This window comes from Rhizobium sp. AG855, assembly GCF_003610655.1.
GTDB lineage: Bacteria > Pseudomonadota > Alphaproteobacteria > Rhizobiales > Rhizobiaceae > Allorhizobium > Allorhizobium wuzhouense.
The window spans coordinates 2443706-2468120 of record NZ_RAQG01000003.1 but is presented as its reverse complement, the minus strand read 5'-3'; the positions used below and the strand labels follow the sequence as shown (position 1 = coordinate 2468120).

At 63.2% G+C, this 24415-nt stretch carries 25 protein-coding genes; 10 read left to right on the top strand and 15 right to left on the bottom strand.

All coding sequences use genetic code 11. The annotated features are described in order from the left end of the window. The first annotated feature begins 181 nt into the window (after positions 1–181). The 3 genes from DFO46_RS12215 (at position 182) to DFO46_RS12205 (ending at position 3409) form a co-directional block, all read left to right on the top strand. Positions 182–2152: a hypothetical protein gene (locus tag DFO46_RS12215; protein WP_120277476.1), complete on the top strand. Its 1971-nt coding sequence runs from the start codon at positions 182–184 to the stop codon at positions 2150–2152. Positions 2153–2251: 99 nt separating this feature from the next. After that, positions 2252–2545, top strand: a complete 294-nt coding sequence (locus DFO46_RS12210; protein WP_183041885.1) for a hypothetical protein — start codon at positions 2252–2254, stop codon at positions 2543–2545. A 426-nt stretch (positions 2546–2971) separates the two neighbouring features. Beyond that, positions 2972–3409 (top strand): YqaA family protein, encoded by a 438-nt coding sequence (locus DFO46_RS12205; RefSeq protein WP_110789448.1) that lies wholly within the window; start codon positions 2972–2974, stop codon positions 3407–3409. Positions 3410–3535: 126 nt separating this feature from the next. Here DFO46_RS12205 and DFO46_RS12200 read toward each other — a convergent pair whose 3' ends face one another. Then, positions 3536–3784, bottom strand: a complete 249-nt coding sequence (locus DFO46_RS12200) for a DUF982 domain-containing protein (protein ID WP_120277475.1) — start codon at positions 3782–3784, stop codon at positions 3536–3538. Between the two features lie 257 nt (positions 3785–4041). After that, a complete protein-coding gene (locus DFO46_RS12195; protein ID WP_120277474.1) occupies positions 4042–5163 on the bottom strand; it encodes an alkene reductase in 1122 nt (373 codons plus the stop codon). Between the two features lie 152 nt (positions 5164–5315). On the opposite strand from DFO46_RS12195, the gene DFO46_RS12190 reads away from it, so the two are divergent. Then, on the top strand, positions 5316–5690 hold the full coding sequence (locus DFO46_RS12190; protein ID WP_120277473.1) for a helix-turn-helix domain-containing protein: 375 nt from the start codon (positions 5316–5318) through the stop codon (positions 5688–5690). A gap of 268 nt (positions 5691–5958) precedes the next feature. Here DFO46_RS12190 and DFO46_RS12185 read toward each other — a convergent pair whose 3' ends face one another. The 4 genes from DFO46_RS12185 to DFO46_RS12170 all read right to left on the bottom strand — a co-directional run bounded on the left by DFO46_RS12185 (position 5959) and on the right by DFO46_RS12170 (position 10219). Further along, a complete protein-coding gene (locus DFO46_RS12185) occupies positions 5959–6678 on the bottom strand; it encodes a hypothetical protein (RefSeq protein WP_120277472.1) in 720 nt (239 codons plus the stop codon). Between the two features lie 36 nt (positions 6679–6714). Beyond that, positions 6715–7356: a MarR family transcriptional regulator gene (locus tag DFO46_RS12180; RefSeq protein ID WP_120277471.1), complete on the bottom strand. Its 642-nt coding sequence runs from the start codon at positions 7354–7356 to the stop codon at positions 6715–6717. 69 nt (positions 7357–7425) lie between these two features. Continuing rightward, positions 7426–7632, bottom strand: coding sequence for a hypothetical protein (locus tag DFO46_RS12175; protein WP_120278241.1), 207 nt, complete (start codon positions 7630–7632; stop codon positions 7426–7428). 169 nt (positions 7633–7801) lie between these two features. Continuing rightward, the gene (locus DFO46_RS12170; RefSeq protein WP_120277470.1) at positions 7802–10219 is read right to left on the bottom strand and encodes a methyl-accepting chemotaxis protein; all 2418 of its coding nucleotides are present in this window, start codon (positions 10217–10219) and stop codon (positions 7802–7804) included. Between the two features lie 531 nt (positions 10220–10750). On the opposite strand from DFO46_RS12170, the gene DFO46_RS12165 reads away from it, so the two are divergent. Then, positions 10751–11914: a magnesium transporter CorA family protein gene (locus DFO46_RS12165; protein ID WP_245422563.1), complete on the top strand. Its 1164-nt coding sequence runs from the start codon at positions 10751–10753 to the stop codon at positions 11912–11914. 115 nt (positions 11915–12029) lie between these two features. On the opposite strand, the gene tam is transcribed toward DFO46_RS12165, so the two are convergent. The 3 genes from tam to DFO46_RS12150 all read right to left on the bottom strand — a co-directional run bounded on the left by tam (position 12030) and on the right by DFO46_RS12150 (position 14922). Further along, on the bottom strand, positions 12030–12809 hold the full coding sequence (tam, locus tag DFO46_RS12160) for a trans-aconitate 2-methyltransferase (protein WP_120277469.1): 780 nt from the start codon (positions 12807–12809) through the stop codon (positions 12030–12032). Beyond that, entirely contained in the window at positions 12806–13495 is a 690-nt protein-coding gene (locus DFO46_RS12155; RefSeq protein ID WP_120277468.1) for a haloacid dehalogenase type II, read from the bottom strand. Before DFO46_RS12155 ends, tam begins: the two co-directional genes overlap by 4 nt. A gap of 215 nt (positions 13496–13710) precedes the next feature. After that, entirely contained in the window at positions 13711–14922 is a 1212-nt protein-coding gene (locus DFO46_RS12150; RefSeq protein WP_120278239.1) for an ROK family transcriptional regulator, read from the bottom strand. Between the two features lie 238 nt (positions 14923–15160). Between DFO46_RS12150 and xylF the strand changes: the two genes are divergently transcribed. From xylF to DFO46_RS12135, 3 genes are all read left to right on the top strand, one after another. Beyond that, positions 15161–16201, top strand: coding sequence for a D-xylose ABC transporter substrate-binding protein (gene xylF / locus DFO46_RS12145; protein ID WP_120277467.1), 1041 nt, complete (start codon positions 15161–15163; stop codon positions 16199–16201). Positions 16202–16442: 241 nt separating this feature from the next. Further along, on the top strand, positions 16443–17768 hold the full coding sequence (locus DFO46_RS12140) for a sugar ABC transporter permease (RefSeq protein ID WP_110789438.1): 1326 nt from the start codon (positions 16443–16445) through the stop codon (positions 17766–17768). A gap of 15 nt (positions 17769–17783) precedes the next feature. Further along, positions 17784–18569 (top strand): ATP-binding cassette domain-containing protein, encoded by a 786-nt coding sequence (locus DFO46_RS12135; RefSeq protein WP_110789437.1) that lies wholly within the window; start codon positions 17784–17786, stop codon positions 18567–18569. Positions 18570–18633: 64 nt separating this feature from the next. Here the strand turns inward: DFO46_RS12135 and DFO46_RS12130 are convergent, their stop codons facing one another. From DFO46_RS12130 to DFO46_RS12110, 5 genes are all read right to left on the bottom strand, one after another. After that, complete coding sequence (locus DFO46_RS12130) at positions 18634–18927, bottom strand: type II toxin-antitoxin system RelE/ParE family toxin (protein ID WP_120277466.1); 294 nt, start codon at positions 18925–18927, stop codon at positions 18634–18636. Further along, on the bottom strand, positions 18915–19187 hold the full coding sequence (locus DFO46_RS12125) for a CopG family transcriptional regulator (protein ID WP_120277465.1): 273 nt from the start codon (positions 19185–19187) through the stop codon (positions 18915–18917). Before DFO46_RS12125 ends, DFO46_RS12130 begins: the two co-directional genes overlap by 13 nt. A gap of 141 nt (positions 19188–19328) precedes the next feature. Further along, entirely contained in the window at positions 19329–19676 is a 348-nt protein-coding gene (locus DFO46_RS12120) for a type II toxin-antitoxin system PemK/MazF family toxin (RefSeq protein ID WP_120277464.1), read from the bottom strand. Then, positions 19673–19891 carry an antitoxin MazE family protein gene (locus tag DFO46_RS12115; protein WP_120277463.1) on the bottom strand — a complete coding sequence of 73 codons (219 nt, stop codon included), beginning with the start codon at positions 19889–19891 and terminating at the stop codon, positions 19673–19675. Before DFO46_RS12115 ends, DFO46_RS12120 begins: the two co-directional genes overlap by 4 nt. Before the next feature lie 187 nt (positions 19892–20078). Further along, positions 20079–22025: a methyl-accepting chemotaxis protein gene (locus tag DFO46_RS12110; protein ID WP_120277462.1), complete on the bottom strand. Its 1947-nt coding sequence runs from the start codon at positions 22023–22025 to the stop codon at positions 20079–20081. 518 nt (positions 22026–22543) lie between these two features. Between DFO46_RS12110 and DFO46_RS12105 the strand changes: the two genes are divergently transcribed. Further along, entirely contained in the window at positions 22544–23203 is a 660-nt protein-coding gene (locus tag DFO46_RS12105; protein ID WP_120277461.1) for a hemolysin III family protein, read from the top strand. A gap of 9 nt (positions 23204–23212) precedes the next feature. Here DFO46_RS12105 and DFO46_RS12100 read toward each other — a convergent pair whose 3' ends face one another. Beyond that, positions 23213–23662, bottom strand: a complete 450-nt coding sequence (locus DFO46_RS12100) for an ABZJ_00895 family protein (protein WP_120277460.1) — start codon at positions 23660–23662, stop codon at positions 23213–23215. A 160-nt stretch (positions 23663–23822) separates the two neighbouring features. On the opposite strand from DFO46_RS12100, the gene DFO46_RS12095 reads away from it, so the two are divergent. Next, positions 23823–24323, top strand: a complete 501-nt coding sequence (locus tag DFO46_RS12095; RefSeq protein ID WP_120277459.1) for a GNAT family N-acetyltransferase — start codon at positions 23823–23825, stop codon at positions 24321–24323. Positions 24324–24415 lie beyond the last annotated feature (92 nt).

Genomic DNA, 24415 nt, shown 5'->3' with positions numbered 1-24415 from the left:
CCTGGAGCACGGCGCTTCTCATCAAGTGTCACAAGCCGTCGGGTTCACCCGGCGGCTTTTTGACGAGGGGCGGGCGGCAGCGCATTCGCATCCACAAAAGATCAAGGAAAGACCTCGCCCCTGCGTTGCAGGGCAGGGATGCCACAGCTAGGCTCGCCCGAAACGAAACTCCGGGGCGACCATGCTGATCCGAACCTATGCCGATATCGAGAAGCTGGAGGGCAAGGACGCGCTGAGCGCGGCTGAGAGGATGCTGATCGAGAACTGCAGGATTGGTGAGCCAACAATTTTAGGCGACGGCAGCTTGCCGGAAAGGGCGAGTCAAGAGCGGAGCATCCGTGCTGACTTGTTAAGATATCTCATCATCGGGGGCTGTGCCTATTTTAAGCCACATGAAAGGGGTGTGGCGATCTCAGGTGCTTGGATTCACGGTAGCCTTGACTTGAGCTTTGCGTTCGCAAGCGGTGCACTGATACTTAAGCAATGTCGACTTACTCATTTATTCTATGCACGGCAGGCGCGCTTTAACCTATTGGCGCTCAACGGCAGCAGAATTCCGGGGATGCAGGCGGAAGGCATAGTTGTTCTCTCTGACCTCTTAATGCGGGACCTGAAGTGCGACGCCGATTTGGTGATGCGCGGCGCCCAAATCGCAGGGGAATTCTCACTTAATGGCGGACAGCTCTACAGTGCCGGCATTGCTCTTCACCTAGGGAGTGCGTCAATCGGCGCCCATGCATTTCTCGATGAAACAAACATCTTTGGTGAGCTATTCTTCACGCGTGCAGAAATAGGCGGTCAGCTGTCATGCAAAAAGGCGTCGGTGACCGCAAAGGAGCGTAATGCTCTAAGTGCAGAATGCGCCATCATTAAAGGCGGCGTGTTCCTGCGAGATATGAAGTCATATGGCACTCTATCCTTCTCTGGTGCGGAGATTGGTGGCCAGTTCAGTTGTCAAAGTGGTAGATTTGACGGTGGCGACAGTCATGCACTGAACCTTCAGAGCACTATCATAAAGGGCGCTGTCTTCATGGACAGGCTGCAGGCGGCTGGTCAAGTAACGCTTGCGAATGCCGATATTGAGGGCCAACTGGTCTGCATCGGTGCAGATTTGCACGGCGGAAAACGCGCCGCCCTCAATGCCAACAGCGTGAGGATCCAGGGCGGCATATATCTCGACGAGGTCAAGAGCACCGGAGAAATTTCGTTAGCGTCAGCAGATGTTGGCGGTCAAATCACCTTTTCACACGCAAACCTCAATGGCTTGAAGGGAGATGCCTTGAACTGCGAAGGATTGCGCCTAAAGGGCCTATTTTTCTGGCGTGGTTTGGCAAATGTTTCTGGGAGAGTGACCTTCACTTTTGGGAATTGTGGGGGGCTGGTCGACGAGATAGAAAGCTGGCAGCTCGTATCAAATGTTCTTTTGGTTGGGCTGGTGTATGAAAATCTTGCGGATCCGTTGGACATTAGCTTCCGCAAACGCTGGCTCAAGAATGGTTCCCAATTCAATGGCCAATTCCACCCCCAGCCCTATCAGCAACTTGCCAAATTTTACCGTGAGACCGGCCACCGCTACGAAGCGCGCGAAATCCTCGTCGCCAAGGAAATCGAACAGCGCAAGGCCACACGCAAAGCCATCCGAGAAGGCAAAGCCCGCACGGAAAGCTGGCTTATCCCCGATGCACTGGCCCTTCTGAACTTCCTTTGGGACGGGGCCACCCGCCTCGTCGCCGGCTACGGCTACAAACCCTGGCTCAGCCTCTGGTGGCTTGCCGGCCTCGTCGCCCTCATGATGTTGGCCGCCCAACGCACCTGGGACGCCGGCGATTTCGCTCCCAATTCCGCTGTCATCCTCACATCGCAAGACTGGAAGACCATCGCCGACGGCTCATCCCAAAACCCTGCCGCCGACTGGACCGATGCCCACGCCCCCGGCAAAGACTACGAAACCTTCTATTCCTTCGCCTATGCCCTCGACGTCGTCGTCCCCGTCCTCGACCTCGGCCAGACCGACGCCTGGGCGCCGTCCCCGGCGCGCGGCGACTGGGGCTACTGGATGTTCTACGCGCAAAAAATGTTCATCGTCGCAGGCTGGGTCGTCACCGCCATCGCCGCTGCTGCCATCTCCGGCATGATCCGCCGCGACGACTGACGCGTCCCGCCATCTGCGGCACCTTTTCGCCCCTCGCGCATTATCCCCTCGAACCGCCGGCCAGCATCCCGGCCGCCCATCCCAACCGAGGAGATCCCCATGGCCAGCCCTTTCGACCTCTCCGCCCTGTCCGAAGCCGAACTGACCGACCTCATCGAGGCTGCCAACATGGAGCGCAACCGCCGCCGCGTCGAAAGCGCCCGCGAACGCATGCCGGATGAAAACGGCAGCATGGGCCAGGATGTCAACGATCCCGGTCATGGCGCCATCACCACGCCCACCCCGCATGCCGTGCGCGATCACGCGCCCGATGAGGATGCCGATCAGGGATATGGCGATGGCGAACGCGGCTCTCAGTCCGCCGTCGAACAGGCGGTACGCCGCGTCGTCTAGAGCTAGCCTGGCAAAAGTGCGCAGCGGTTTCGCGTCCCGGAATTGCGTGAAAACAAAGACATAGAGCATTGAAGCCGACTCCGTTTTCGCGTCCCGGATTGCTTAAGGACAAAGAGAGAGCACGGAAGGCGCCCCGTTTTCGCCGGACATACTCCAGGCCTCGTCCCGCCCTCCGGCCGTCCCCCATGGGGGTGGCCATTTAAGCCGCCATGCTCCTGCCCCCGAGCATGGCGGCTTTTTCCGTTTCGGGGTGTCCACCGACGGCACATGTCAGAAAAGCACGGTGATCGACGCCGCTCTCTCCGGCCCCAGGCCGCACACCCTTAACGCGTCCAATCTCCCTTGCGTGCCCAACCTTGCGTGCCAGGTCCCATGACCCGCGTTCCGATTGCCACCGCCCTTCACGCAAGATAGACAGCGGCGGTGTTGATCGATCTCGCCAGCTATGTCGGCCTCTTCTTGGCCGCCTTCCTCGCCGCCACGCTGGTGCCGGCCCAGTCGGAGGCGCTGCTGGTCGGCCTCGTCATGACCGGTCGCCATCCGCTTGCGGCCCTTCTCATCGTCGCGACGCTGGGCAATGTGGCGGGCTCGGTGGTGAACTGGCTGCTCGGCCGCTTCATCGAGCGTTACAGCGAAAAATCCTGGTTTCCGGTCTCGCCGAAAACCCTCGACAAGGCCTCCGGCTGGTATCGCCGTTTCGGCCTCTGGTCGCTGCTTCTGTCCTGGATGCCGGTGATCGGTGATCCGATCACGCTCGCAGCCGGCGTCCTGCGCGTGCCGTTCTGGCGCTTTCTGGCGCTGGTCACCATCGCCAAATTCGGCCGTTACGCGGTGCTGGTGGCGGTCACGCTCGGGCTGATGTGATATCCGGAGCGCCTGATGTCAGCGGGCCACTTGCCGGCATGACCCGACAGGCGGCCCGGTCGCAGCAACGGGCTCGAATCTGCCGCGCCCGCCGGACGCTGCCGAAGGCCGGTCTGCGGTTCGCCCTCAGGCCGTATACTTCACGCCGGCTTCGATCGCCGCCGAAATCAGCGCCTTGCGGCCGTCTTCTTCCTTGGCCTTGCCCTGGGCAACGGCTGCCAGCACCAGAAGCGCCTTGTCCAGCGCTTCGCCATCCTCTTCCGGCCAGTCCTCGATCAGCGCCCAGGAGGCGCCGAGCGAGTTTTCCACCACCACATCCTCGCCGTCTTCGCCGATCGCATGCAGGATCACGGGTTTGCTCCAGGTAGGGTGCATCGGTAGTCTCTCTCGTCGGGCCGGCAGGCGGCAGGGCAGGGGTGTCGAGGGCTGCAGGGGAGGCGCCAGGGAACGCCCGGAGACCCGCTCGGGCCCTCTATAAGCCCTCCCGGCCCGGTTCGCCACCCTCTTGAAACGCGCGATATCGTCGCCGCGCGGCGCGCGATGCGGGCGCAAAGCCGCCCACGGAATGCGCGGTCATGGCGGCGGCACCGGGCCGGCGCCACCGCCATCGCAACCGGCAGCCCCGTCGCGGTCTAGGCCTGGTCTGTCCCGTGCCCGGCCGGCGCATAATCCACGTAGCCGACATGTCCGCCGCCGTAATAGCTGTTCCGGTCGCCTGGGCTGAGGGGCAGACCGTCTCGAAAGCGCTCCATGAGATCCGGGTTCGCAATGTATGGCGCCCCGAAGGCGACGGCGTCAGCCAGGCCCGCACGGATCAGCGCATTGCCCGTCTCGAAGTTATAGCCCCCGTTGGCAATCAGGGTACCGCTATAGAGCGGGCGGAAATGCCGCACGACATCCCGACCCAGAACGGCAATGGGTGTCTCCGTCAGGTCGTTCACCGGGTTCATCAGCTGCAGATAGGCGAGGTCTCGCCTCGACAGCGCACCGATCAGATGTTCGAAGGTCGCAAGCGTCTCGTGTCCGGCGATGAATTTGCCGAATCCGGTCAATCCGGGGCTGAGCTTGATCCCGATCCGCCCATTGGTCCATGCCGCCACCATGGCATCGACGATTTCGAGCACCAGACGGGCGCGGTTTTCGGCCGATCCGCCATAGCGGTCCGTGCGGTGGTTGAGCGTCTCATAGAGAAAACTCGGGATGAGGAATGTGTTGATGCCATGCAGTTCGACCCCGTCGAAGCCCGCGTCCTGCGCGAGCCGGGTGGCCCTGGCATAATCCGCGACGGTCCGGTCGATGTCGCCTTGGTCCATCGCGCGGGGTGTCACCGTGTCCTTGAACCCGGATGGGGTGAAGGCCTGGAGGCCCGGATTGATGGCGGATGCGGCGAGTGGCAAGGCGTTCTCGAGCAGGTCGGGATGCGACGACGGCCCGGTATGGCCCAACTGGACGACGATTCGTCCGCCCGCCGCGTGAACGGCATCGGTGACTTTGCGCCAACCGCCGGCCTGCGCCTGGGTGAAGAGGCCGGGAACATCGATGAAACCGATGCTGTCCCGGTTGGGCCATGTTCCCTCCGTGAGAATGAGGCCCGCCGATGCGCGCTGCGCATAATACTGCGCCTGCAACGCGTTGGGAACGTGGTCCGCATTGTCGGTGCGGGCTCGGGTCATGGAGGCCATGACGATGCGGTTCGGCAGATCGATTTCTCCAAGACGGAGGGGGGTGAGCAGGGGGGTGTCGGAATTGGTCATGTCGGCTCGCGGTGTTGCGGCGCTATCCGCGGTTTCGCGCCTGGGGAAAGGAGCAGATGCCCGTCGACACCGCTGTCCGACATAGCTAGAACCATACACACTCTGAATCCAGTACCGACTATTTGGTAAGTATGGACATTGTGGAGGAGCAAATGACCGGAACGAATTTCAGCTGTGGTCTGGAGGCGGTCCTCGCGATCCTCGGGGGCAAATGGAAGCCGCTGATCCTCTATCATCTCGCGGGTGGGCCGAGACGCACGGGCGAGCTGCGCCGGCTTGTTGCCCATGTCAGCGAAAAGATGCTGATCCAGCATCTGAAGGAGATGACGGATGATGGCGTCATCCGACGGATCGATTTCCGCATGGTGCCGCCGCATGTCGAATATGAACTGACCGATTTCGGCCGAAGCCTGGCCGGCGTTCTCGCGCCGTTATGCGAATGGGGAACCCGTCACACCGAGGAGGTTGCCGCGATCGTCCAGAACCGCAAACGGGAAACCGGCGCTCCATCGCCTGAGGCGGCCTAGAGCAATTCCAGCAAAAGTGCGAAGCGGTTTTGCGTCCGGAATTGCGTGAAAACAAAGACATAGAGCATTGAAGGCGACTCCGTTTTCGTCGGAAATGCTCTAACCTGGGCAGGCGGTGAGGCGCCGGAACCCGGAACGGGGCCTGTTGCCTTGGTCATGGCAAAGGGGGTAAATCTTCTCCCGTTCTCGTTCTTCATTTGCCTGGAGGGCAGAATAGGCCGGTTCGTCGATGGCAGTCGGCGAACCGGCACGTCAGCTCACCCGACGATCACTGGCGAGCTTCAACCTTGCCCGAAAGGCTGAGATCGCCCGACGCGACCTTGAACACGTCGCTCACGCACAGAAGCGGTGCGTGCAGGTCGCCATTGACCTTGAGACCTGCGGTCACGCCGTCGAAGGACGCGCCTTCGATGCCTGAAATCAGCGACAGCGGGATCTCCACATCGACGCTGTCGCCGCTGAACGTGGTCGGATAGTCAGGGCTGTCGATCAAAAGCGGAACCCCCGGCCAGGTCTTCGGCACTTTCGGCTTGGTCTCGGCGGGAATGTCGACAACCTTCAGGCCCCCCTTGCAGGCATCGTCCTTGGCAAGAACCACCCAATGGGGATGCCAGACATGGCGGTTCTTCCCGCCATTCGCCGCATCGTCGAAGTCGGGATGGAAGGTCACGGCCAGCGCGACGATGCCCTGCTGTGGGTCGAAGCCGACCGCGCCGCTGTCGAGCGTGGTCGGCCAGACATAGGCATAGACGTTCGCGCCCTCGAACTGGCCCGTGGCATCGGGCTTGTCCTTGCCGGCTTCGCCGCGCACGCGGGTGGTGAAGATCGCCTTGCCGTCCCGGGTCGCGATGCGCGTCTCGATGATGTCGAACGAGGCTTGAACGGCTTCGTCCGGCTTGGCCTTGATGGCGTGCGCCTCGGCGACCGTCAGCCACGGCAGCGCCGTTCCGGCGGCGACGAGCGCCCCGGTGAAAAATGCTCGAAACATGGTGTAGTCCCTTTCTTTCTTGCCTGGAGGTTGGAGTTATCCCTTTTGGAATGCCTGCCAGGTGGCAGCCTGGGAGGCGGGATCGGCTGGTTCGTGTTCGCGGCAATCGACACGCAGGTCGCGCTGTCCGAATGCGGCATCCACGAGATGACAGTGGTGGGGTTGCGCGCTGCCGGCATGGGCAAACGGCGCGAAGAAGCGGCAGCTCACGCACATCCGCTGCACCGGGATGGCATTCTCGGCCTGCAGAGAGCGGATCATCTTGATCAGCGCCAGAAGCAGGTCCTGCTGCTCGTCGTCTGTCAGAGATGCCACGGCCCGGTCGGCGAGCGTGCCGCTGTGTTCGCCTGAAAGCAGGCTCAGCCCCTCGCGGGTGATCGTAATGGCCAAGCCGCGCTTGTCGGTCTCGCTCACCTGCTTCAGCACAAGCCCCTTGCGCTCCAGCGCCAGAACGGAATCGGTGGCGGTCGGCTGGGATACGCCAAGATGCGCGGAGATGTCCTTGACGCTCATGCCGGAGTGACGGCCCTCGAGCAGAACCAGAATGGCAAGCTGCGTGGGATTGAGGCCGAGCGCCTTGGCTCGGTTCCAGTCGTCGACGCGGTTCACCATCGCCATGCGGGCGAGGCCTTCGAGAATGCGGACGGTGATCGACAGGGGGCGTTCGGGCGTTTCCATGAGAGCAAGATAAATAGGATTCCTATTTATGTCAACGCGTCTTCCGCCAGTCCGCCAGTCCGCCTGTCGTCAGTCTGCCTGCCGCCGGGCCTGAAGCCGCCGCCGGTCGTGCTCCACCGTGTCGCTGCCCAGCTTGGTCAGGCGCATCTGCCGTTTCTGGAACTCGCCGCGGACCTGGATGAAACCCTGCGCCTCCGCCTCGAAAAGCGTCTTCAGACTGGTGCCCTTCGGCGGTGTCTGCCAGTCGGTGCCCTGGGCGGCATGCAAAAGGACCATGATCTTGATCATGAGATCTCTCCGGGGAGTTGCCGGGCAGGCCGGGTGACGAAACGGGTTGGTGCCGGTCTGTGCCATGCTTTGCCGGGAGGTGACAAGGGGTGCCCGGGCGGCGAAGCGCCCCTTGATGCCAGCGGACGCCGGGCTGGTGAGGCCCGGCGTCGCCCGTTCAGAACTCCTTCCAGGAATGCGCGGCGGTCGCAAATGTGGTCGCCAGCTTTTGCCCGAGCGCTCTGGCCGGTGAGGGGACCGCATGGGCGGTCTGGCTGACCAGTCGCACCGCTGCCTGGCCGCCGGTCTGTGGTCCAAGATTGAACTGCGCGATCAGCGTGTTCAGCGCATCGGCCTCGCTTGCCAGGCTGTGGCTGGCCGCCGTTGTCTCCTCCACCATCGCCGCATTCTGCTGCGTGCTCTGGTCGATCGTGTTGACGGCGGTGTTGATCTCCTGAATCCCCACCGACTGTTCGCGGGCGGCCTCGACGATGGCACTGACATGGGCGTTGATCTGTTGCACCTCGCTCACCATGATCTCCAGCGAGCGTCCGGTCTCGTCGACCAGCGCAACGCCGCTGCGCACCTGCTCGCCGGATGTGCTGATCAGCGCCTTGATCTCCTTGGCCGCATTGGCGGAACGCTGTGCCAGTTCCCGCACCTCCTGGGCAACGACGGCAAAGCCCTTGCCGGCGTCGCCCGCCCGTGCCGCTTCCACGCCGGCATTGAGCGCCAGGAGGTTCGTCTGGAAGGCGATCTCGTCGATCACGCCGATGATGTTGGAGATCTCGCCCGACGACTTTTCGATCTGCTGCATGGCATGCACGGCATTGCGCACCACATGGCCGGCCTTTTCCGCACCGGTCTTGGTCTGGGCCACCAGGTGCCCGGCCTCTTCGGCCCGACGGGTGGAATCGCGCATCGTCGTGGTGATCTCCTCGAGCGCAGCCGCGGTCTCCTCGACGGAGGCCGCCTGCTGTTCGGTGCGCTTGGCCAGATCGTCCGCCGCCGAGCGGATCTCATTGGCGCCATTGTCGATGCCGCGCGCGTTCTCCATCACCGCCTGCAGCGCTTCATGCAGCTTGGCGAGCGAAGTGTTGAAGTCGGTCCGCAGCCGGTCGAGATGCGCGGCAAAGGGTGTGGCGATCCGGTAGGCGACGTCGCCGTCGGCAAGCTTCTTCAGCCCCTCCGCCAAGGCATCGACGACGAATTGCGATTCGGCCGCCTCGCGTGCCTTGTCCGCCTCCCGCTGCAGCCGCTCGCGCTCGCTGAGCGAACGATTGGCCTCGGCCTCGCGCTCCATCTCGGCCTTCTCTATAGCGTTTTCCCGGAAGACCGAGACGGCCGCCGCCATGGCGCCGATCTCGTCGATCCGGCCAAGCCCCGGCACCTTGATGGAAACGTCATTCTGCGCCAGCCGGCCCATGGCCGCGGTCATCTGCCGGATCGGCGAGGCGATGCTGCGGGCAACGAACCACATGGCGGCGATGCCACCGGCGGCAATGACAAGCCCGACCAGGATCTGGAACTGCGTATCGGCAGTGTTGCGGTCGGCGAGCGAGGCGGTCAGTGCCGTGGCCTCCGCCATGGCAACCGCGCGCGGCACCTCGATGACCACGGACCACGGCGTCTTCGTCCGTCCGATGACGATCGGAGAAAGCGCGGTAAAGCTGTCGGCATTGCCGGCGACATCCGCGCGCCCGGCTTGGATGGAGGACAGAAGCGTCGTGGCGTCCGTGTTGATCCGGTCATAGGCGCTGCCGATCGCCTCGGGATGGTCGCTGGAGGCCACCACCAGCCCCTTGTAGCTGACGATGTCGACGCTCGCCTTGCCGCCATAGATCGAGGCCTTCACCTCGCTCGCCAGCTTCTGCACGAAGGTCAGATCGAAATCGGCGCCCGCCACCCCGACGAATTTGCCGTCGACGGTGATGGGAACCGACATGGTGGCGAGATAGACCGGTTTGCCCTGAACCACATAGGGCAGGGGATCGAGGATGCTCTCGCCGCCGCCGCCCTGCGGGCCGATATACCAGCCGCCCTTCATCACGCCGTTGGGATGCAGCGCCGTGCTGTCATATTCGACGAGCGGCTGCACCGCGAGCGTGCCGTCGGCGCCACGGGTCCAGTAGGGCAGGAACCGCCCGGTCATATCCGAACCCACGTCCTTCCGGTCGCGGAACAGTCTGTCCTGGCCGTCCAGCGCGTCCGGCTCCCAGGCGCTATAGGTGCCGTTGAAGCCGGGATTGTCTTTGAGCACATTGAGCAGGATCGCATTGAACCGGGCCCGCTGCTGGCCGACAGCGGGCGTGACGCCGCCGTCATTCACCGCTGAAATCTCGAACATCCGGGCCATGTTGCGGGCCGCATCGAAGGCCGTATCGAGCGGCGCCCGGATCAATGACGCCTGAGCGAGCGTCAACGTCTTCAACTGCGTCTTCGTCGCCTCCTCCGTCAGGCTTGCGACATGGTCGCCGACAAAGGCCTGGCTCTTGGCGGCAGAGACGATGCTGTAGCCGACCAGCGCGCTGCTCGCCGCAACGACGCAGACGCCGGCAAGCAGGGCGATCTTCGATTGAATGGACTGTATGCGCACGTGATGGCTCCTTGTTCAGCGGCGGTCGTCCGCCTGAGACCCCGGAGCCTGGGTTTCGCAACTTAATATTATGAGTAATTATGGATAAGCTAAATTTGAAGCGTCGCATAAATGCGACAGATTTGCCATGGGATGGCGAGGTGTGCGGCTAAGCGGGATAGCTGGTGGGGACGTCCCCCTCGCCAAATTGACGGTGATCAAGAAGCTCGGTGGTGAGCATCTTCGGATGCGAATCGCGGCTGGCCGACCCCGACCGGACGTTTTGGCTCCGATCACGCCTGATGCCCTATGCGTTCCCATTGGAACGGTCTCTTCGCACGCGCGGCAAGCCCATGCTCCCGCTTGACATTTCCTCGACACAGGCACATTTATCCAGCGTGAGGCGCGCCCTTCCAAGCGTGCCAGACAAGAGGACAGAAAGATGAACCCCGACAGTCGAAGTTCGACGTCACATATCCGGCCGATGGCCCGTCTCTAGTCCTTGGAAGTGCAGGGGCTGCGGCGGCCGATCGGTCGCTGAAGGAGAAGCCCATGCTGCGCTCGTTTTCCCGCGAAGCCGATCATCTCGTGCCCTTCGATCCGGCGCCCGCAAGCCCTGCGCTTGCCGGGCCTGAGACCCTGGCACCCGAAACCGGCGATCCCGACACCGCGCAAATCCTGTCGGCCCATGCCCCGGCCAACGATGCCCTCGACGGCGAAGTCCTGACGGCCGCCGCTACGACATCCGCCCCCGCAACCGTGGCAAAGCCCCGTGCCGTGCCCGTCTGGCACGATCTCGTCAGCCCCGAGCTGCGCGAAACCAAGCTGGTCGAGGCAAGCCTCGGCATCGCCGTTCCGACCCGTGACGAGATGGAGGAGATCGAGCTCTCCGCCCGGCTCTATCAGGAAGACGGCGCCGAATTCATGACCATGACCGCCCTTGCAGGCCTCGATGGCGATGATCCGGTGAAAACCCCGGTCACCTTCATCCTGAAAGGCAACACGCTGGTCACGGTGCGCTATGCCGACCCCAAACCCTTCGCCGCCTTCGTCGCCCGCGCCAGGCGCGGCAACGGCCTCGTCTGCTCGTCCGGCGAAACGGTCATGCTCGGCCTCTTGGAAGCCATCATCGACCGCATGGCCGATGTCCTGGAGCGCTGCGGCAACGAGATCGATGCCGTCTCCCGCGAGGTCTTCCGCAGCCGCAAGGGCAATGGCAAGTCGGCAGGCACTTCCGGCGACAAGGATAAATCCTCGCGTGACCTCGAAGGCCTGATCGAGCAGATCGGCCGCAAGGGGGATCTCCTGACCGCGACCCGCGAAAGCCTGGTCTCGATCTCGCGCCTCGTGGCCTATCACGCAGCGCTCGAAATCCCCGGGCGCAAGGCCGCCAAGGACACCCGCCAGCGCATCAAGCTTTTGCAGCGCGACGCGACCTCGCTCGGCGATCATGCCCAGTTCCTCCAGGGCAAGATCAACTTCCTGCTCGATGCGACGCTGGGTCTGATCAATCTCGAACAGAACCAGATCATCAAGATCTTCACCGTCGCCTCGGTCGCCTTCCTGCCGCCGACGCTGGTCGCCTCGATCTACGGCATGAACTTCCAGTCCATGCCGGAGCTCAACTGGGCCATCGGCTATCCGATGGCGCTGGGCTTCATGGTGCTCTCGGCGCTGCTGCCTTTCCTCTATTTCCGCCGGCGCGGCTGGCTGTAAGGGGCAAGACGGCAGGGGAGACCTGCGGACGGATCAAGGTTAGGCCCTCCCCTGTGTGGGGAGGGTCTGGGCGGGGCCTTTGCATCTCCAGGCCCTGACCGCGAGGGGGCCACGCTCACCCCTTCACCGCCACCACGAACAACCGCCGAAAGGCGAGCAGCCGCCGTCCGTCCGCCATCGGCGGATAGGCGGCGTCGATGCGTTTGAGATAGGCCGCGCGGAACGCATCCCGCTCTTCAGGCGCCACGGCCGCCAGATAGGGTCGAAGCCCCGTGCCCTCGACCCAGTCGACGATCGCCTGGGCATTCGCCATCGGATGGTAATAGACCGTGTGCCAGACATCGACGCTGGCTGACAGGCCCTGCAGCCTTTGCAGATAGTCGGCCGGCGCGGGCAGCGGTATGCGGCGGAGATGGCCATCGGCAAAGGCCTGCGCCCAGGGGCCGTCCACCCCGGTCTCCTCCATCGCGCGATGGCTTGGTTCACGGTGATTGTCCGGCATCTGCACCGCCAGCACGCCGCCGGGCTTGAGGCTCTCCATCAGAGACGCCAGAATGTCGAGATGGCCGGGCAGCCACTGAAAGACGGCATTGGCATAGAGCAGGTCGACCGGTTCTGCGGGCCGCCAGCGTGCCAGATCAGCCTTGAGGAACGATGTCCCAGGCAGCCGCGCCCGAGCCTTGGCCAGCATGTCGTCGTCGCTGTCCAGCCCCTGCACAGCCTCGATCCCGTAGCGCTCGACCAGGAGCGCCGTCGAATTGCCCGGTCCGCAGCCGAGATCGATCACCCGGGATGCGCGGTCCAACGCGACCCGGGCCAGGAGATCCCGTGCCGGTCGTGTCCGCTCGTCCTCGAATTTCAGATAGGTCTGCGCCGACCATGCAAGCTCGGTCATGTCGTTAGTCCCTTCAATGTTGGCAGGATCGCGTCGGGCGCGAGGTCAGCATATTCGTCCGGCGCGCCGCTCCGATTGATCCAGTGGCAGGTAAAGCCGAAGGCCTTGGCGCCGGCAATGTCCCAGCGGTTGGACGATTGGAAGGCGATTTCATCCGGCGCAAGCCCCAGCCTGTCGGTCACCAGCGCATAGGCCGCCGGTGCCGTCTTGTAGATCTTCAGCGCGTCGACGGAAAACACGTCGTCGATCAGCGATCCGATGCCGGCCGCCGCAATCGCATCCTCCAGCATGGCAGGCGTCCCGTTCGACAGGATCGCGATCCGCGCGGCACGCGCCCTCAGCCACGTCAGCACCTCTGGCACCTCGGCAAAACAATCGAGCCGCTGGTAGGCATGAAGCAGGTCTGCCTTGAGACCCCGGTCGATCTGCGGAAACCGCGCCAGGCAATGATCAAGCGCATCTTCCGTCAGTGCGGCAAAATCCCGATACTGCCCGGCAAGGCTCCTGACCCAGGTATATTCGAGCTGCTTCGTGCGCCAGAGGTCCGAAAAGGCCTGGTGATGGGCCCCGAGCGCCTGCTGATGACGCCTGACGGCGGAATGCACGTCGAACAGCGTGCCATAGGCATCGAAGACATAGGCGGCAAAACCGGCCCCCTCTGTGTGTTCTCGCTCGGGTGCACTCATGCCGGTCTCCTTCCGCCGGCAGGGTAGGGCGGCACGCCCTGCCGATCAAGCCGGACATGTCTTGCCGCTCACCCGGCAAAACGCTGCGACGCCTGCCCGATGTCGTCGTGGTCTCCTCTCCCCCTGTGGGAGAGGTTACAAAATCGAAGCGTTAGGCGCGCGCAAGCCGCCTAACCTTCAGATTTTGTGGGTGAGGGGATCCGTGATGGCGGCACTCATCCCCCCAGCACCATGTCGATCTCGCTGAGCGCCCGGTCCACATGGCCTTCGAAGACGAGGGTTTCCTCTTCCGTGATGATCAGGATGTCAGGTGCCCCGCGCACCCGCACATGCTGCGACTGCTGAAGCCCTTCATCCAGCCCTCGGGTCAGGAGATCCATGAAGCGCGTGCCCGGTCCGGTAATCGCGATCGGCATGGTTTCCTCGGCGAGGCTCAGCATGCGCGACAGCCCTTGCCCGAGCGCCAGCCCCGCCTGGCGGAAGGCATATTCGGAGGCGCGATGCCCCTGGCGGGCGCGTCCGGCGATCTTTTCCATTTCCGACAGCGGCACGAAGGTCGCGGGGATCGTGTCCGGCGGCACTTCGAAGGCGGTGCGCAGGATGCCGTAGAAACCGGCGGACGCCTCGATGCAGCCATAGGCGCCGCAGCGACAGCGCTTGCCGTCATCCGAATGCAGCATGTGGCCGAAATTGGGGGCGCGCACTTCGATCTGCCCCAGCCGGTCGCGCTGCGCCACGCCAAGCCCGATCGAATGGCCGAGCGACAGCGTGGCGAGCGACTGCACCGGCTGCTGCCGAGATTTTTCCAGCCGCAGCACCAGCGCATGCGTGACGAGCAGGCTTTCGTTGAACAGGTGGATCCTGGCCGTGCCGAAATCCGACAGTGCCTGCTCGAAATCCAGCGCCTGATAGCCGAAGATCGGCGACCACAGGAGTTTTGCCCCCTCGCGATCGGCCAGGCCCTTGCTGCTGATCGAGACGGTGGCGATGTCGGAGATCGCCAGCCGCGAGCGGCTGACCAGACGTGCGAGCGCCGCCCGGAAGGCGGCAAGGAAGGCGGCGGGCGATTGCGGCCCCTGATCACGCGCTTCCTCGAATCGGTCGATCATCGTGCCGCGATAGTCGGCAAGGGAATATTGCACGGCATGCGAGGAGATGCGCACGGCAATCACATGGGCGGCAGTCCGGCGCCGGGCAAGGAGAACGCGCGGCCTGCCGCGCTGTCCGGGATTGGCGACCTCGCGTCGTTCAAGCAGGCCGTTCTTTTCGAGATGGGCGGTAATCGCCGAAACGGTCGCCGAGGACAGTCCCGTCGCCGATGACAGATCGGTATGCGCAAGCGGCCCCTCCCGTCTGAGCGTGCTGAGAACGAGCCCGTTGTTCTGGTGGCGAACGGCCTCCGTACTCGCCCTCGGACTGGCTGTCATGATGGGTCTGTCGCCCGATTTCGTCTGGTCCACCGCATGCTCCTCCCAAAGCAATTGGTCACTGCCTTTGCAAGCCTCCTCCGCCCGTGTTGACAGCGTGGGAATCTTCTGACAGTTATTTTCTCGACTGTCGAGAAAAACCATTGGACGGGGGTCCATGGGGTTGGGGCAGTTTTGCAGCGGGCCGTTTCGGTGGGGAGGTCTTCCGTCGGTCCGCTATCACCTTGGGAGGTTTAAAATGAAATCCGTATTGAAGCTGATGGCAGCGACTGCCGTCATCGTGAGCCTGCATTCCGTCGCCAATGCCGAAGGCCTGACCGTCGGCGTCTCCTGGTCGAACTTCCAGGAAGAGCGTTGGAAGACCGACGAAGCCGCGATCAAGGCAGCCCTTGAAGCCGCCGGCAACAAGTATATCTCCGCTGACGCCCAGACGTCTGCCGCCAAGCAGCTGACCGACATCGAAAGCCTGATCGCCCAGGGCGCAAACGCCCTGATCGTTCTGGCCCAGGATTCGGAAGCCATCGGCCCGGCCATCGAAAAGGCCACCGCTGAAGGCATCCCGGTCGTCGGCTACGACCGCCTGATCGAAAACCCGGACGCCTACTACATCACCTTCGACAACAAGGAAGTCGGCCGCATGCAGGCCCGCGAAGTGTTCAAGGTGAAGCCGGAAGGCAACTACGTCTTCATCAAGGGCGCCTCGACCGACCCGAACTCCGACTTCCTCTATTCCGGTCAGATGGAAGTGCTGAAGGAAGCCATCGACGCCGGCAAGATCAAGAACGTCGGCGAAGCCTATACCGACGGCTGGAAGCCGGAAGCTGCTCAGAAGAACATGGAGCAGTTCCTGACCGCCAACAACAACAAGGTCGATGCGGTCGTATCGTCCAACGACGGCATGGCCGGCGGTGTTGTTGCAGCGCTCGAAGCCCAGGGCATGGCAGGCTCCGTTCCGGTCTCCGGTCAGGACGGCGACAAGGCTGCTCTGAACCGCGTAGCACTCGGCACCCAGACCGTGTCTGTCTGGAAGGACAGCCGCGAACTCGGCAAGAAGGCCGGCGAAATCGCCTCTGAACTCGCCGCTGGCAAGTCCATGGACGAGATCGAAGGCACCGTGAAGTTCTCCGGCGGCCCGAAGGGCACCGAAATGAACTCCTACTTCATCGCTCCGCTGCCGATCACCAAGGAAAACCTCAACACCGTCATCGACGCGGGTTGGATCTCCAAGGAAGAAGCATGCCAGGGCGTTGCAGCCGGCTCCGTTGCCGCCTGCAATTGATCGCGTGACTGATCTTTAGAGCTTGAGCCGGAACGCCGCAGCCCTTGCGCTGCGGCGTTTCGACTGGTCGGGAGCATCGCGGCTGGAAACCGGGTTCGGCTTTAAGGGGCCGCAGCCTTGGGGGACCCGACCGCAACCAAGGAAGATGCCTCGATCCGCATGGCGGGTCCAATGGGCCCGCGGCAACGTGTGTTCCACGTGCCCTTCGCAAGCCGAAAACCGACTGGGGAGAATAATTCGTATGGCGGATCACAGCCTTGCCACGCCCGCGCCCGGCGCCCGGGCATCCAATGTTTCAGCGCTCAAGCGCTTCTTTCAGGCCACCGAGATCGACACCCGTCTGCTCGGCATGGTCATTGCCCTCGGCATCATCTGGATCGGCTTCCAAATCATGTCGGGCGGTCTTTGGGACGGTCTGTTCCTGACACAGCGCAACCTCTGGAACCTCTCGGTCCAGGCGGCCTCCGTGTCGGTCATGGCGACCGGCATGGTGCTGGTCATCGTCACCCGCAACATCGACCTCTCGGTCGGCTCGATCCTCGGCTTCGTCGGCATGATCATGGGCGTGCTGCAGGCCCGCATCCTGCCGCCGATCATCGGCTTCGAACACCCGATGATGTGGATCATCGCGCTTGGCGCCGGCATTGCCGTCGGTACCGCCATCGGTGCCTTCCACGGTGCGATCATCGCCTTCCTCGGCGTGCCCGCCTTCATCGTCACGCTCGGCGGCCTGCTCGTCTGGCGCGGTGCTGCCTGGATGGTCACCTCGGGCGCGACGGTTGCCCCCATGGACACCACCTACCGCCTGATGGGCGGTGGCGCAGATGGGTCTATCGGGGTCACCGCCAGCTGGATCGTCGGCCTCGTGGCCTGCCTGCTGATCGTGCTGTCGATCCTCAATACCCGCCGCCAGCGCCGCCGCTTCGGCTTCCCGCTGCGTCCGGTCTGGGCCGAGGTTTTCCTCGTCTGCGCCGGCTGCATCGCCATTCTCGGCGCCGTCTGGGTTGCCAACACCTATTACATGCCGGTCAACCTGGCGAAGAAATATGCCGCCGCCAATGGCATCGACTGGCCGGAAGGCGGATTGCAGATCGGCCTCGGCATCGCCGTTCCCGTCCTGATCGCCATCGGCATCGCGATGGTCATGGCCTTCATCACCAACCGCACGCGCTTCGGCCGTTACGTCTTCGCCATCGGCGGCAACCCGGAAGCAGCCGAACTCGCCGGCATCAAGGTGAAGTGGGTCACCGTCAAGCTGTTTGCACTGATGGGGGCGCTCTGCGCCATCGCTGCCGCGATCTCCACGGCCCGCCTGAACGCCGCGACCAATGCACAAGGCACGCTCGACGAACTCTACACCATCGCCGCAGCCGTCATCGGCGGCACCTCGCTGGCCGGTGGTGTCGGTACCATCGCCGGCGCCATGCTCGGCGCCGTCGTCATGCAGTCCTTGAATTCGGGCATGGTCCTGCTCGGTCTCGACACGCCGCTGCAAAGCATCGTCATCGGCATCGTGCTCGTGATCGCGGTATGGCTCGATACCGTCTACCGCGCCCGTGCGAAGTAAGGGGAGTTGAAAATCATGTCGGAAAACCGCACCCCACTCGTGGAAATGCGCAACATTTCCATTTCCTTCGGCGGCATTCACGCCGTGGACGATGCCTCGGTCGATCTCTTCCCCGGTGAAGTCGTCGCCCTGCTCGGCCACAACGGTGCCGGCAAGTCCACCCTGATCAAGATCCTCTCCGGCGCCTACAAGCGCGACAACGGCGATATCCTGATCCGCGGCGACTTTGCGGATATCAACAACCCGCGCGACGCCAAGAAATATGGCATCGAGACGATCTACCAGACGCTTGCCGTCGCCGACAATGTCGACGCCGCCGCCAATCTCTATCTCGGCCGCGAACTGCGCACCCCCTGGGGCACGCTCGACGACGTCGCGATGGAAGCCAAGGCCCGCGAAGTCATGGGGCGCCTCAATCCCAACTTCCAGCGCTTCAAGGAGCCGGTGAAGGCGCTGTCCGGCGGCCAGCGCCAGTCGGTGGCGATCGCCCGTGCGATCCTCTTCGACGCCCAGATCCTGATCATGGACGAACCGACGGCAGCCCTTGGGCCCCAGGAAACCGCCCAGGTCGGCGATCTCATCGTCCAGCTGAAAAAGGAAGGCATCGGCATCTTCCTGATCAGCCACGACATCCACGACGTCTTCGACCTCGCTGACCGCGTCTTCGTCATGAAGAACGGCCGCGTCGTGGGCCACGCGCGCACGGAGGATGTGACCAAGGACGAAGTGCTCGGCATGATCATCCTCGGCAAGTGCCCTCCCGGCGCCATCCCGGGGCCGGGCGCCATGCAGACGGCGTGAGCTAAGAGGCAGTGACGTGAGACAGGCGAGGGGGCGAAAGTCCCCTCGTTTGCGTTTGGCGGGCTCAGTAGCCGCCTTCACGCTGATGCCGAAAGGCGAGGATGTAGAGCAGGTCTGCTTCTGCTTCGTAGCGGTAAAGAGCTACGTAGCCCCTGTCGCCGAAGGGTATGACCACTTCGCGCATGACGGATTGGCCGTCAATGGGACGCCCGATCAAGGGGGACGTCTCGAGTTTCAACAGGGACTGCTCGATGATCCTACCGGCTCGCGCGGCCGCCTCCGGCGAATGCTGATGGAGAAATACGCGGCACCGTTGGATACCCGCCGCCGCCCGCTTCGTGATGATCAGTCGTGGCACTCCGGCAGTGCCTTCTCGTCCGGAGTTCCCCAGCTTCTGAGCCAGGCTCGCGCCTCTTCACCCGTGAGGTGGAGCCCGTCGGCCTGATAGTCTTGCCACGACTGCTCCGCCTCGGCCAGAAACCCGGCGCGCCCATCCTCCCGCGCCAGATAGTCCCGCACCGCCTCCTGAAGCAGCTGATCCTCCGTCTGCTGCTTGCGGCGCGCAAGCGCGGTAAGCTGTGCCTGAAGTGTATCGTCAAGGAGGAAAGGGCGGTTCATGCGGGTCACCTATGGTCGTGGTGTCTCGCCTTCAGTATACGGCAAGCTCAGCACGCTGTCGACGCGCGGCTCTGAGTGCGCCGCGACGGTGACGTGAGACAGGCGAGGGGGCGTTACGCTCCCTCGTTTGCGTTTCCAGGGTCACTCTCTCCGACTGGTTGAACCGGCAAGACCGAGAAACACCAGCATCGCCCGCTCCAGACGAACCATGTCGCTCGTATCCAGCGCACCGATACGGCGACCGAGCTTTCCCTTGGCGACTGTGGTGATCTTGTCTGCCATTAATCGCGATGCGCCGACCAAGCCATTGCTGTCCGTTGGCTCAACGGGAATCCGAAAAAGAGGCGCTTCGGTTTCATCCGATGTAAATCCACAGAGGGTGACCGATCCTGTCTCGATGAAACTGTCATCCTGCACGATCACCGCCGGACGCGGCTTGCCGGCGTAGTCGCCGGCTCCAGCGACTGTCCATATCTCCCCTCGTCTCATTCGTCAGGCCAAACGGAGACAGCGTCGATAAATGCCTGATCCGCCGTGGCCTCGCGGCTTTGGGCAACCGCGATGGATTGCTCGCGCGCCTCTTGCTTGAAGTCTTTCGTTCGAACGTCCGGCACCCAGATCTGGATCGGCCTCAGCCCCTGCGCGCGGAGGCGGGCTCGATGCTCCCTGACCTTCAACTTTGACGATTTCGATGCCGTGGACATGTCACACGCTCCTTGGTTACATGTAACCTACCATGCGGGGGATGGTGTGCCAAGTGATCCCTGGCGGGTGCAAGGGAGGCAGATCGGTTTGTGCCAGTCCCGAACACTCAAAAACTCCGCCCCCAAACGCAAAAAAACCGGGGCGAACGCCGCCCCGGTCTCCATCATCCCATCAAATCCCGAGCGCTCAGAACTCCTCCCAGCTCTCGGCCGCCGGGGCGCTGCTGCCCATGCCGACGGCACCGGCGACCCTGGCCAGCATGCGCCGTGCCGGCGAGGCGACCGGCTTCTCTCCGGCCCGCACCGGCTGCGGCCGGCTCGCCGGCATGACACCCGCCTGCGACCCCAGGCGGAATTCGGCGATGATCTCGCGCATCCGCGTCACTTCGCCCGCGAGCGAAGCGCTGGCGGCAGTGGATTCCTCGACCATCGCCGCATTCTGCTGGGTCACCTGGTCCATCTGGTTGACGGCGGTGTTGACCTCGGCCAGGCCGACCGACTGTTCGCGCGCCGATGTGGCGATCGCGTCGAGCTGGGCATTGATCGTCACCACCTGCGCCTCGATCACCTTCAGCGCCTCGCCGGTCTCCTGCACCAGCTTCACGCCGGTCGAGACCTCGTCGGTCGAATTGCGGATCAGGTCCTTGATCTCCTTCGCTGCCTGGGCAGACCGCTGGGCAAGCTCGCGCACCTCCTGAGCCACGACCGCAAAACCCTTGCCCGCTTCACCGGCCCGGGCCGCTTCCACGCCGGCATTCAGCGCCAGAAGGTTGGTCTGGAAGGCGATCTCATCAATGACGCCGATGATGCTGGAGATCTGGCTGGACGACTGTTCGATCCGCTGCATGGCATTGACGGCATTCGACACCACCTCGCCGGAGCGGCGGGCCGACTGGTTCGCCTCGACCGCCACGTTGCGCGCCTCTTCCGTGCGCTTCGAGGAGTTCTGCACATTGGCGGTAATCTGGTCGAGGGCGGCGGCCGTCTCTTCGAGCGAGGCTGCCTGCTGTTCGGTGCGCTTCGACAGGTCGGTCGCACTCTGGCTGATTTCCCGCGCGCCGTTGTCGATCGAGCTGGTCGCCTGGGACACCGAGCGCAGGCTGGTGCCGAGTTGGCTGACGGCGGCGTTGAAATCGGCGCGCAGGCTCTCGAAATCGCTGGCAAAAGGCTGCGTCAGCTGGAAGGTCAGGTCGCCGCTCGACAGATGCTTGAGACCTTCGCCGAGACCGGTGGTCGCTTCCGCCATCTGGGCTGCGCGAACCCGTTCGATTTCCGCGATCCGGGCCTGTTCGGCTTCGCTCGCGGAGCGGTTGGCGATCGCCTCCTGCTCGAGCGCGCGGGTCTTAAGACCATTCTGCTTGAACACTTCGACGGCCTTGGCCATGCCGCCGATCTCGTCCCGCCGGTCGGTGCCGTCGACCACGGCGGACAAATCGCCATTGGCAAGCGTGCCCATGGTCTGCGACATCAGCTGAATGGGTCGCACCAGCCAGGTCCGGACGGCGAGATACCCTGCAACGAGGACCAGCAGCAAGGCACCGACCGTGAAGCCCAGCGTCGCAGCGGCGGTCGAGGATGCCTGGGCGGACAGCGTGCCGCTGGCCTGTTCGGCCTCGTCCATGATCTCCCCGGTCAGGCCGGAGAACTTCTGCACGGCTGCGCGCATGGCCGGCTGGCACTGCGTTCTGAACAGATCCTGGGCTTTCAGTTGCGCGTCGGCTGTCGTCGAAACGCTGGCGGCCTGCATGCTCGGGCCGCAGGCGTCCGACATCGCCGCCAGGCTTTCCGCCTTCAGGGCGGTCAGGCTTTCGGCGCGCGCCGGAAGCGCGGTGATCACGGCATCCAGGGACTTGACGAAGTCGCCCTCCGCCGTTTCTGCGGCCGTCTTTGCCTGCACCTTCTCGTCTTCTGTTAGCGCTACCATGCCTTCGGCAAGAGAAGCACGCGCGGCCTGCAGGCCGCGAACCGCGCGGGCCAGGTCAACCGATGCGGACAAGTCACGGCTGATGAGTGTGCTGTAGTCTTCGTCGATGGTCGAGATCGTCTGGCCGGAATAGATGGCTGATCCGAGGGAGAACAGGCCGAATCCGGCCATGATGGTCAGAAATTTTCCGCTGATCGAGATATGCTTCACGGGTTTTGCCCCTGTGCTGAGAGTCTGGCTGATCGTGTGAAGGTGAAGAGCAGATCATCTGCCTGGGCGCGGGGAAGGGTGGCTGCAACGAAGAGGCAATCGCAACGCCGGTGCCGCATGCGTTCATACGCATTGTCGAAGGAGGTCCCGGCCTTATGCCGGCTCCACATGACCAGACTAGGAGTGGCAGCATAAGAGAAGGTTAATGGAAGATGATTTCAGATAACAAGAAGTTGAACCAAAATATTGAATTATAAAGATAATTGCAATTAACGATTTGAACGGTCGAGGCGGCGCGCGGGCAGGGCGAACCGCTGCGAAGTTTTCCGGCAAAGCGAGGCCTGGTTAACGAAGGTTTGGTGGCCTTCGTGTCATCGCAATGCAAGCAAGCAAGGTTACGCTCGGTCAGCCTTCGTGATGGCCGCCCTGCTTGTCCGCCGGTGGCTTTTCCGCCATCATTCCACTCCATGCTTCGCGGCTGGCGACACACCGCAGATTAAGAAAGACGAAACGACGTCATGAACACCGAGCATTTCAAGTTTGGCCGCGCCTACGACCTTTCCGAGCTGGTCGCCGACGGGATCATTCATGGCATTGGTGTCGTCTTCGCGCTGGTCGGCGCCACCGCACTGATCTTCTATGCGACCGTCTATTCCGACTATGCCAATATCGCTGCGAGCTGGATCTATGGTCTCGGCCTGATCATTTCGCTCGGCGTCTCCTTCACCTACAATATGTGGCCGCATTCCCGCGTGAAGTGGATCCTGCGCCGTTTCGACCATTCGGCGATCTTCATCCTGATCGCCTCCACCTATACGCCCTTTCTCGTTCAGGGCGCCGATCGTCCGCTGATCCTGGCGCTGCTCCTCGGCATATGGGCAACGGCCTTTACCGGCATCTGGCTGAAATTCCGCTTCCCCGGCCGCTACGACCGCCTCGCCATCCTGCTCTATCTCGGCATGGGCTGGAGCGGCGCGCTCGCCATGGGGCCGTTGTCGGAAATCATTCCGGGCGTGACGCTGACGCTGATCATCATCGGCGGCTGCATCTATTCCGCCGGCGTCGTCTTCCACGTCTGGGAACGCCTGCGCTTCCAGAACGCCATCTGGCACGCCTTCGTCGTGACAGCCGCGATCGTGCATTATTCGGCCGTGTTCACGGCGATCAGCCTGGGGTGAGGCGAGCCTTCAGCCCTTCTTCTTGGCGAGCGCCGATTTTGAACCGATCCGGATGAAACCCGCCGTCCCGACCCAGTAGATCAGGCCGGTGACGATGAGCACGGCGGTCAGCACGCCGATCAGTTGCGGATCGAGGTTTGCCTGGATTTCGTCAAGGCCGCCGCCGGGCAGCAGGAGGAAACCGATTGTCACGACGGCCGAAAAGGCGATCTGCAACACCGTCAGCAACGCGCCGATCCGGAAGCATTCGCGCCATTCCGCCGGCCGCCCCGCCTGTTTGGCGAAATAGACACCTGCCCACATCCCGGCCCCCATCACCACGAGATGGCTGAGGCTCGACGGCTTGTCGCTCATATAGCCGAAGGTCATCAGCCCGGTGACCACAGCCGTGATCACGACGGTGATTGCGAGCGAGACGAGCACATAACGAATGGCCATCGGCACGATAAAGCTTGGCATTGAAATTCCCCCGGAAAACAGCTTGGTGATAAAAATATGCCGGCCCAGTCTAGCGGCGTCTTCCCCGACTGTGCAACCGGCCCTATAGCTTTGCCCAACACGCCCCAAGCTTTCCCAGAAGAAACGTCCGGTCCGTCCGGTCCGAACGCATGAGCCCCGCATGACCAATCTCATCCTCCGCGACGCAACGCCAGCCGATCTGCCCGCCATCCGCGACATCTACAATCACGCCGTCGAACACACGACCGCCATCTGGAATGACGTCCTGATCGATCTCGACAACCGCCGGGTCTGGCTGGAACTGCGTCGCGCCAAGGGGTTTCCGGTGTTGGTCGCCGAGATCGACGGCATCATTGCCGGCTATGCCTCCTATGGCGACTGGCGCGCCTTCGACGGCTACCGCCACACGGTCGAGCATTCCGTCTATGTCGAGAAGGATCATCAGGGCCGTGGTCTCGGCAAGGCCCTGATGGCGGCCCTGATCGAACGCGCCAGAGCCGGCAATGTCCACGTCATGATCGCCGCCATCGAAGCCGGCAACACCGGCTCCATCGCCCTCCACACGAGCCTCGGCTTCCGCGTGGTCGGCACCCATCATGAAGTCGGCCAGAAATTCGGCCGCTGGCTGGATTTGACGATGATGGAGCTGAAGCTCGACTGAGCCCTCTAACGTCCCCTTGGGACCTCCACCTCCCCCTTGAGGGGGGAGGTCGCCGTAAAGCGGCGGGTGGGGGTGACCAGGGTGACGAGTCC

Excerpts from the sequence above, each read along its gene's own strand:
- DFO46_RS12095 (WP_120277459.1), top strand. The coding sequence starts at position 23,823 with ATGACCAATCTCATCCTCCGCGACGCAACGCCAGCCGATCTGCCCGCC.
- DFO46_RS12125 (WP_120277465.1), bottom strand. The coding sequence starts at position 19,187 with ATGAACCGCCCTTTCCTCCTTGACGATACACTTCAGGCACAGCTTACC.
- DFO46_RS12210 (WP_183041885.1), top strand. The coding sequence starts at position 2,252 with ATGGCCAGCCCTTTCGACCTCTCCGCCCTGTCCGAAGCCGAACTGACC.
- xylF (WP_120277467.1), top strand. The coding sequence starts at position 15,161 with ATGAAATCCGTATTGAAGCTGATGGCAGCGACTGCCGTCATCGTGAGC.
- DFO46_RS12185 (WP_120277472.1), bottom strand. The coding sequence starts at position 6,678 with ATGTTTCGAGCATTTTTCACCGGGGCGCTCGTCGCCGCCGGAACGGCG.
- DFO46_RS12165 (WP_245422563.1), top strand. The coding sequence starts at position 10,751 with ATGCTGCGCTCGTTTTCCCGCGAAGCCGATCATCTCGTGCCCTTCGAT.
- DFO46_RS12105 (WP_120277461.1), top strand. The coding sequence starts at position 22,544 with ATGAACACCGAGCATTTCAAGTTTGGCCGCGCCTACGACCTTTCCGAG.
- tam (WP_120277469.1), bottom strand. The coding sequence starts at position 12,809 with ATGACCGAGCTTGCATGGTCGGCGCAGACCTATCTGAAATTCGAGGAC.
- DFO46_RS12190 (WP_120277473.1), top strand. The coding sequence starts at position 5,316 with ATGACCGGAACGAATTTCAGCTGTGGTCTGGAGGCGGTCCTCGCGATC.
- DFO46_RS12115 (WP_120277463.1), bottom strand. The coding sequence starts at position 19,891 with ATGTCCACGGCATCGAAATCGTCAAAGTTGAAGGTCAGGGAGCATCGA.
- DFO46_RS12150 (WP_120278239.1), bottom strand. The coding sequence starts at position 14,922 with ATGACAGCCAGTCCGAGGGCGAGTACGGAGGCCGTTCGCCACCAGAAC.
- DFO46_RS12100 (WP_120277460.1), bottom strand. The coding sequence starts at position 23,662 with ATGCCAAGCTTTATCGTGCCGATGGCCATTCGTTATGTGCTCGTCTCG.
- DFO46_RS12140 (WP_110789438.1), top strand. The coding sequence starts at position 16,443 with ATGGCGGATCACAGCCTTGCCACGCCCGCGCCCGGCGCCCGGGCATCC.
- DFO46_RS12195 (WP_120277474.1), bottom strand. The coding sequence starts at position 5,163 with ATGACCAATTCCGACACCCCCCTGCTCACCCCCCTCCGTCTTGGAGAA.
- DFO46_RS12175 (WP_120278241.1), bottom strand. The coding sequence starts at position 7,632 with ATGGTCCTTTTGCATGCCGCCCAGGGCACCGACTGGCAGACACCGCCG.
- DFO46_RS12135 (WP_110789437.1), top strand. The coding sequence starts at position 17,784 with ATGTCGGAAAACCGCACCCCACTCGTGGAAATGCGCAACATTTCCATT.
- DFO46_RS12200 (WP_120277475.1), bottom strand. The coding sequence starts at position 3,784 with ATGCACCCTACCTGGAGCAAACCCGTGATCCTGCATGCGATCGGCGAA.
- DFO46_RS12155 (WP_120277468.1), bottom strand. The coding sequence starts at position 13,495 with ATGAGTGCACCCGAGCGAGAACACACAGAGGGGGCCGGTTTTGCCGCC.
- DFO46_RS12120 (WP_120277464.1), bottom strand. The coding sequence starts at position 19,676 with ATGAGACGAGGGGAGATATGGACAGTCGCTGGAGCCGGCGACTACGCC.
- DFO46_RS12180 (WP_120277471.1), bottom strand. The coding sequence starts at position 7,356 with ATGGAAACGCCCGAACGCCCCCTGTCGATCACCGTCCGCATTCTCGAA.
- DFO46_RS12215 (WP_120277476.1), top strand. The coding sequence starts at position 182 with ATGCTGATCCGAACCTATGCCGATATCGAGAAGCTGGAGGGCAAGGAC.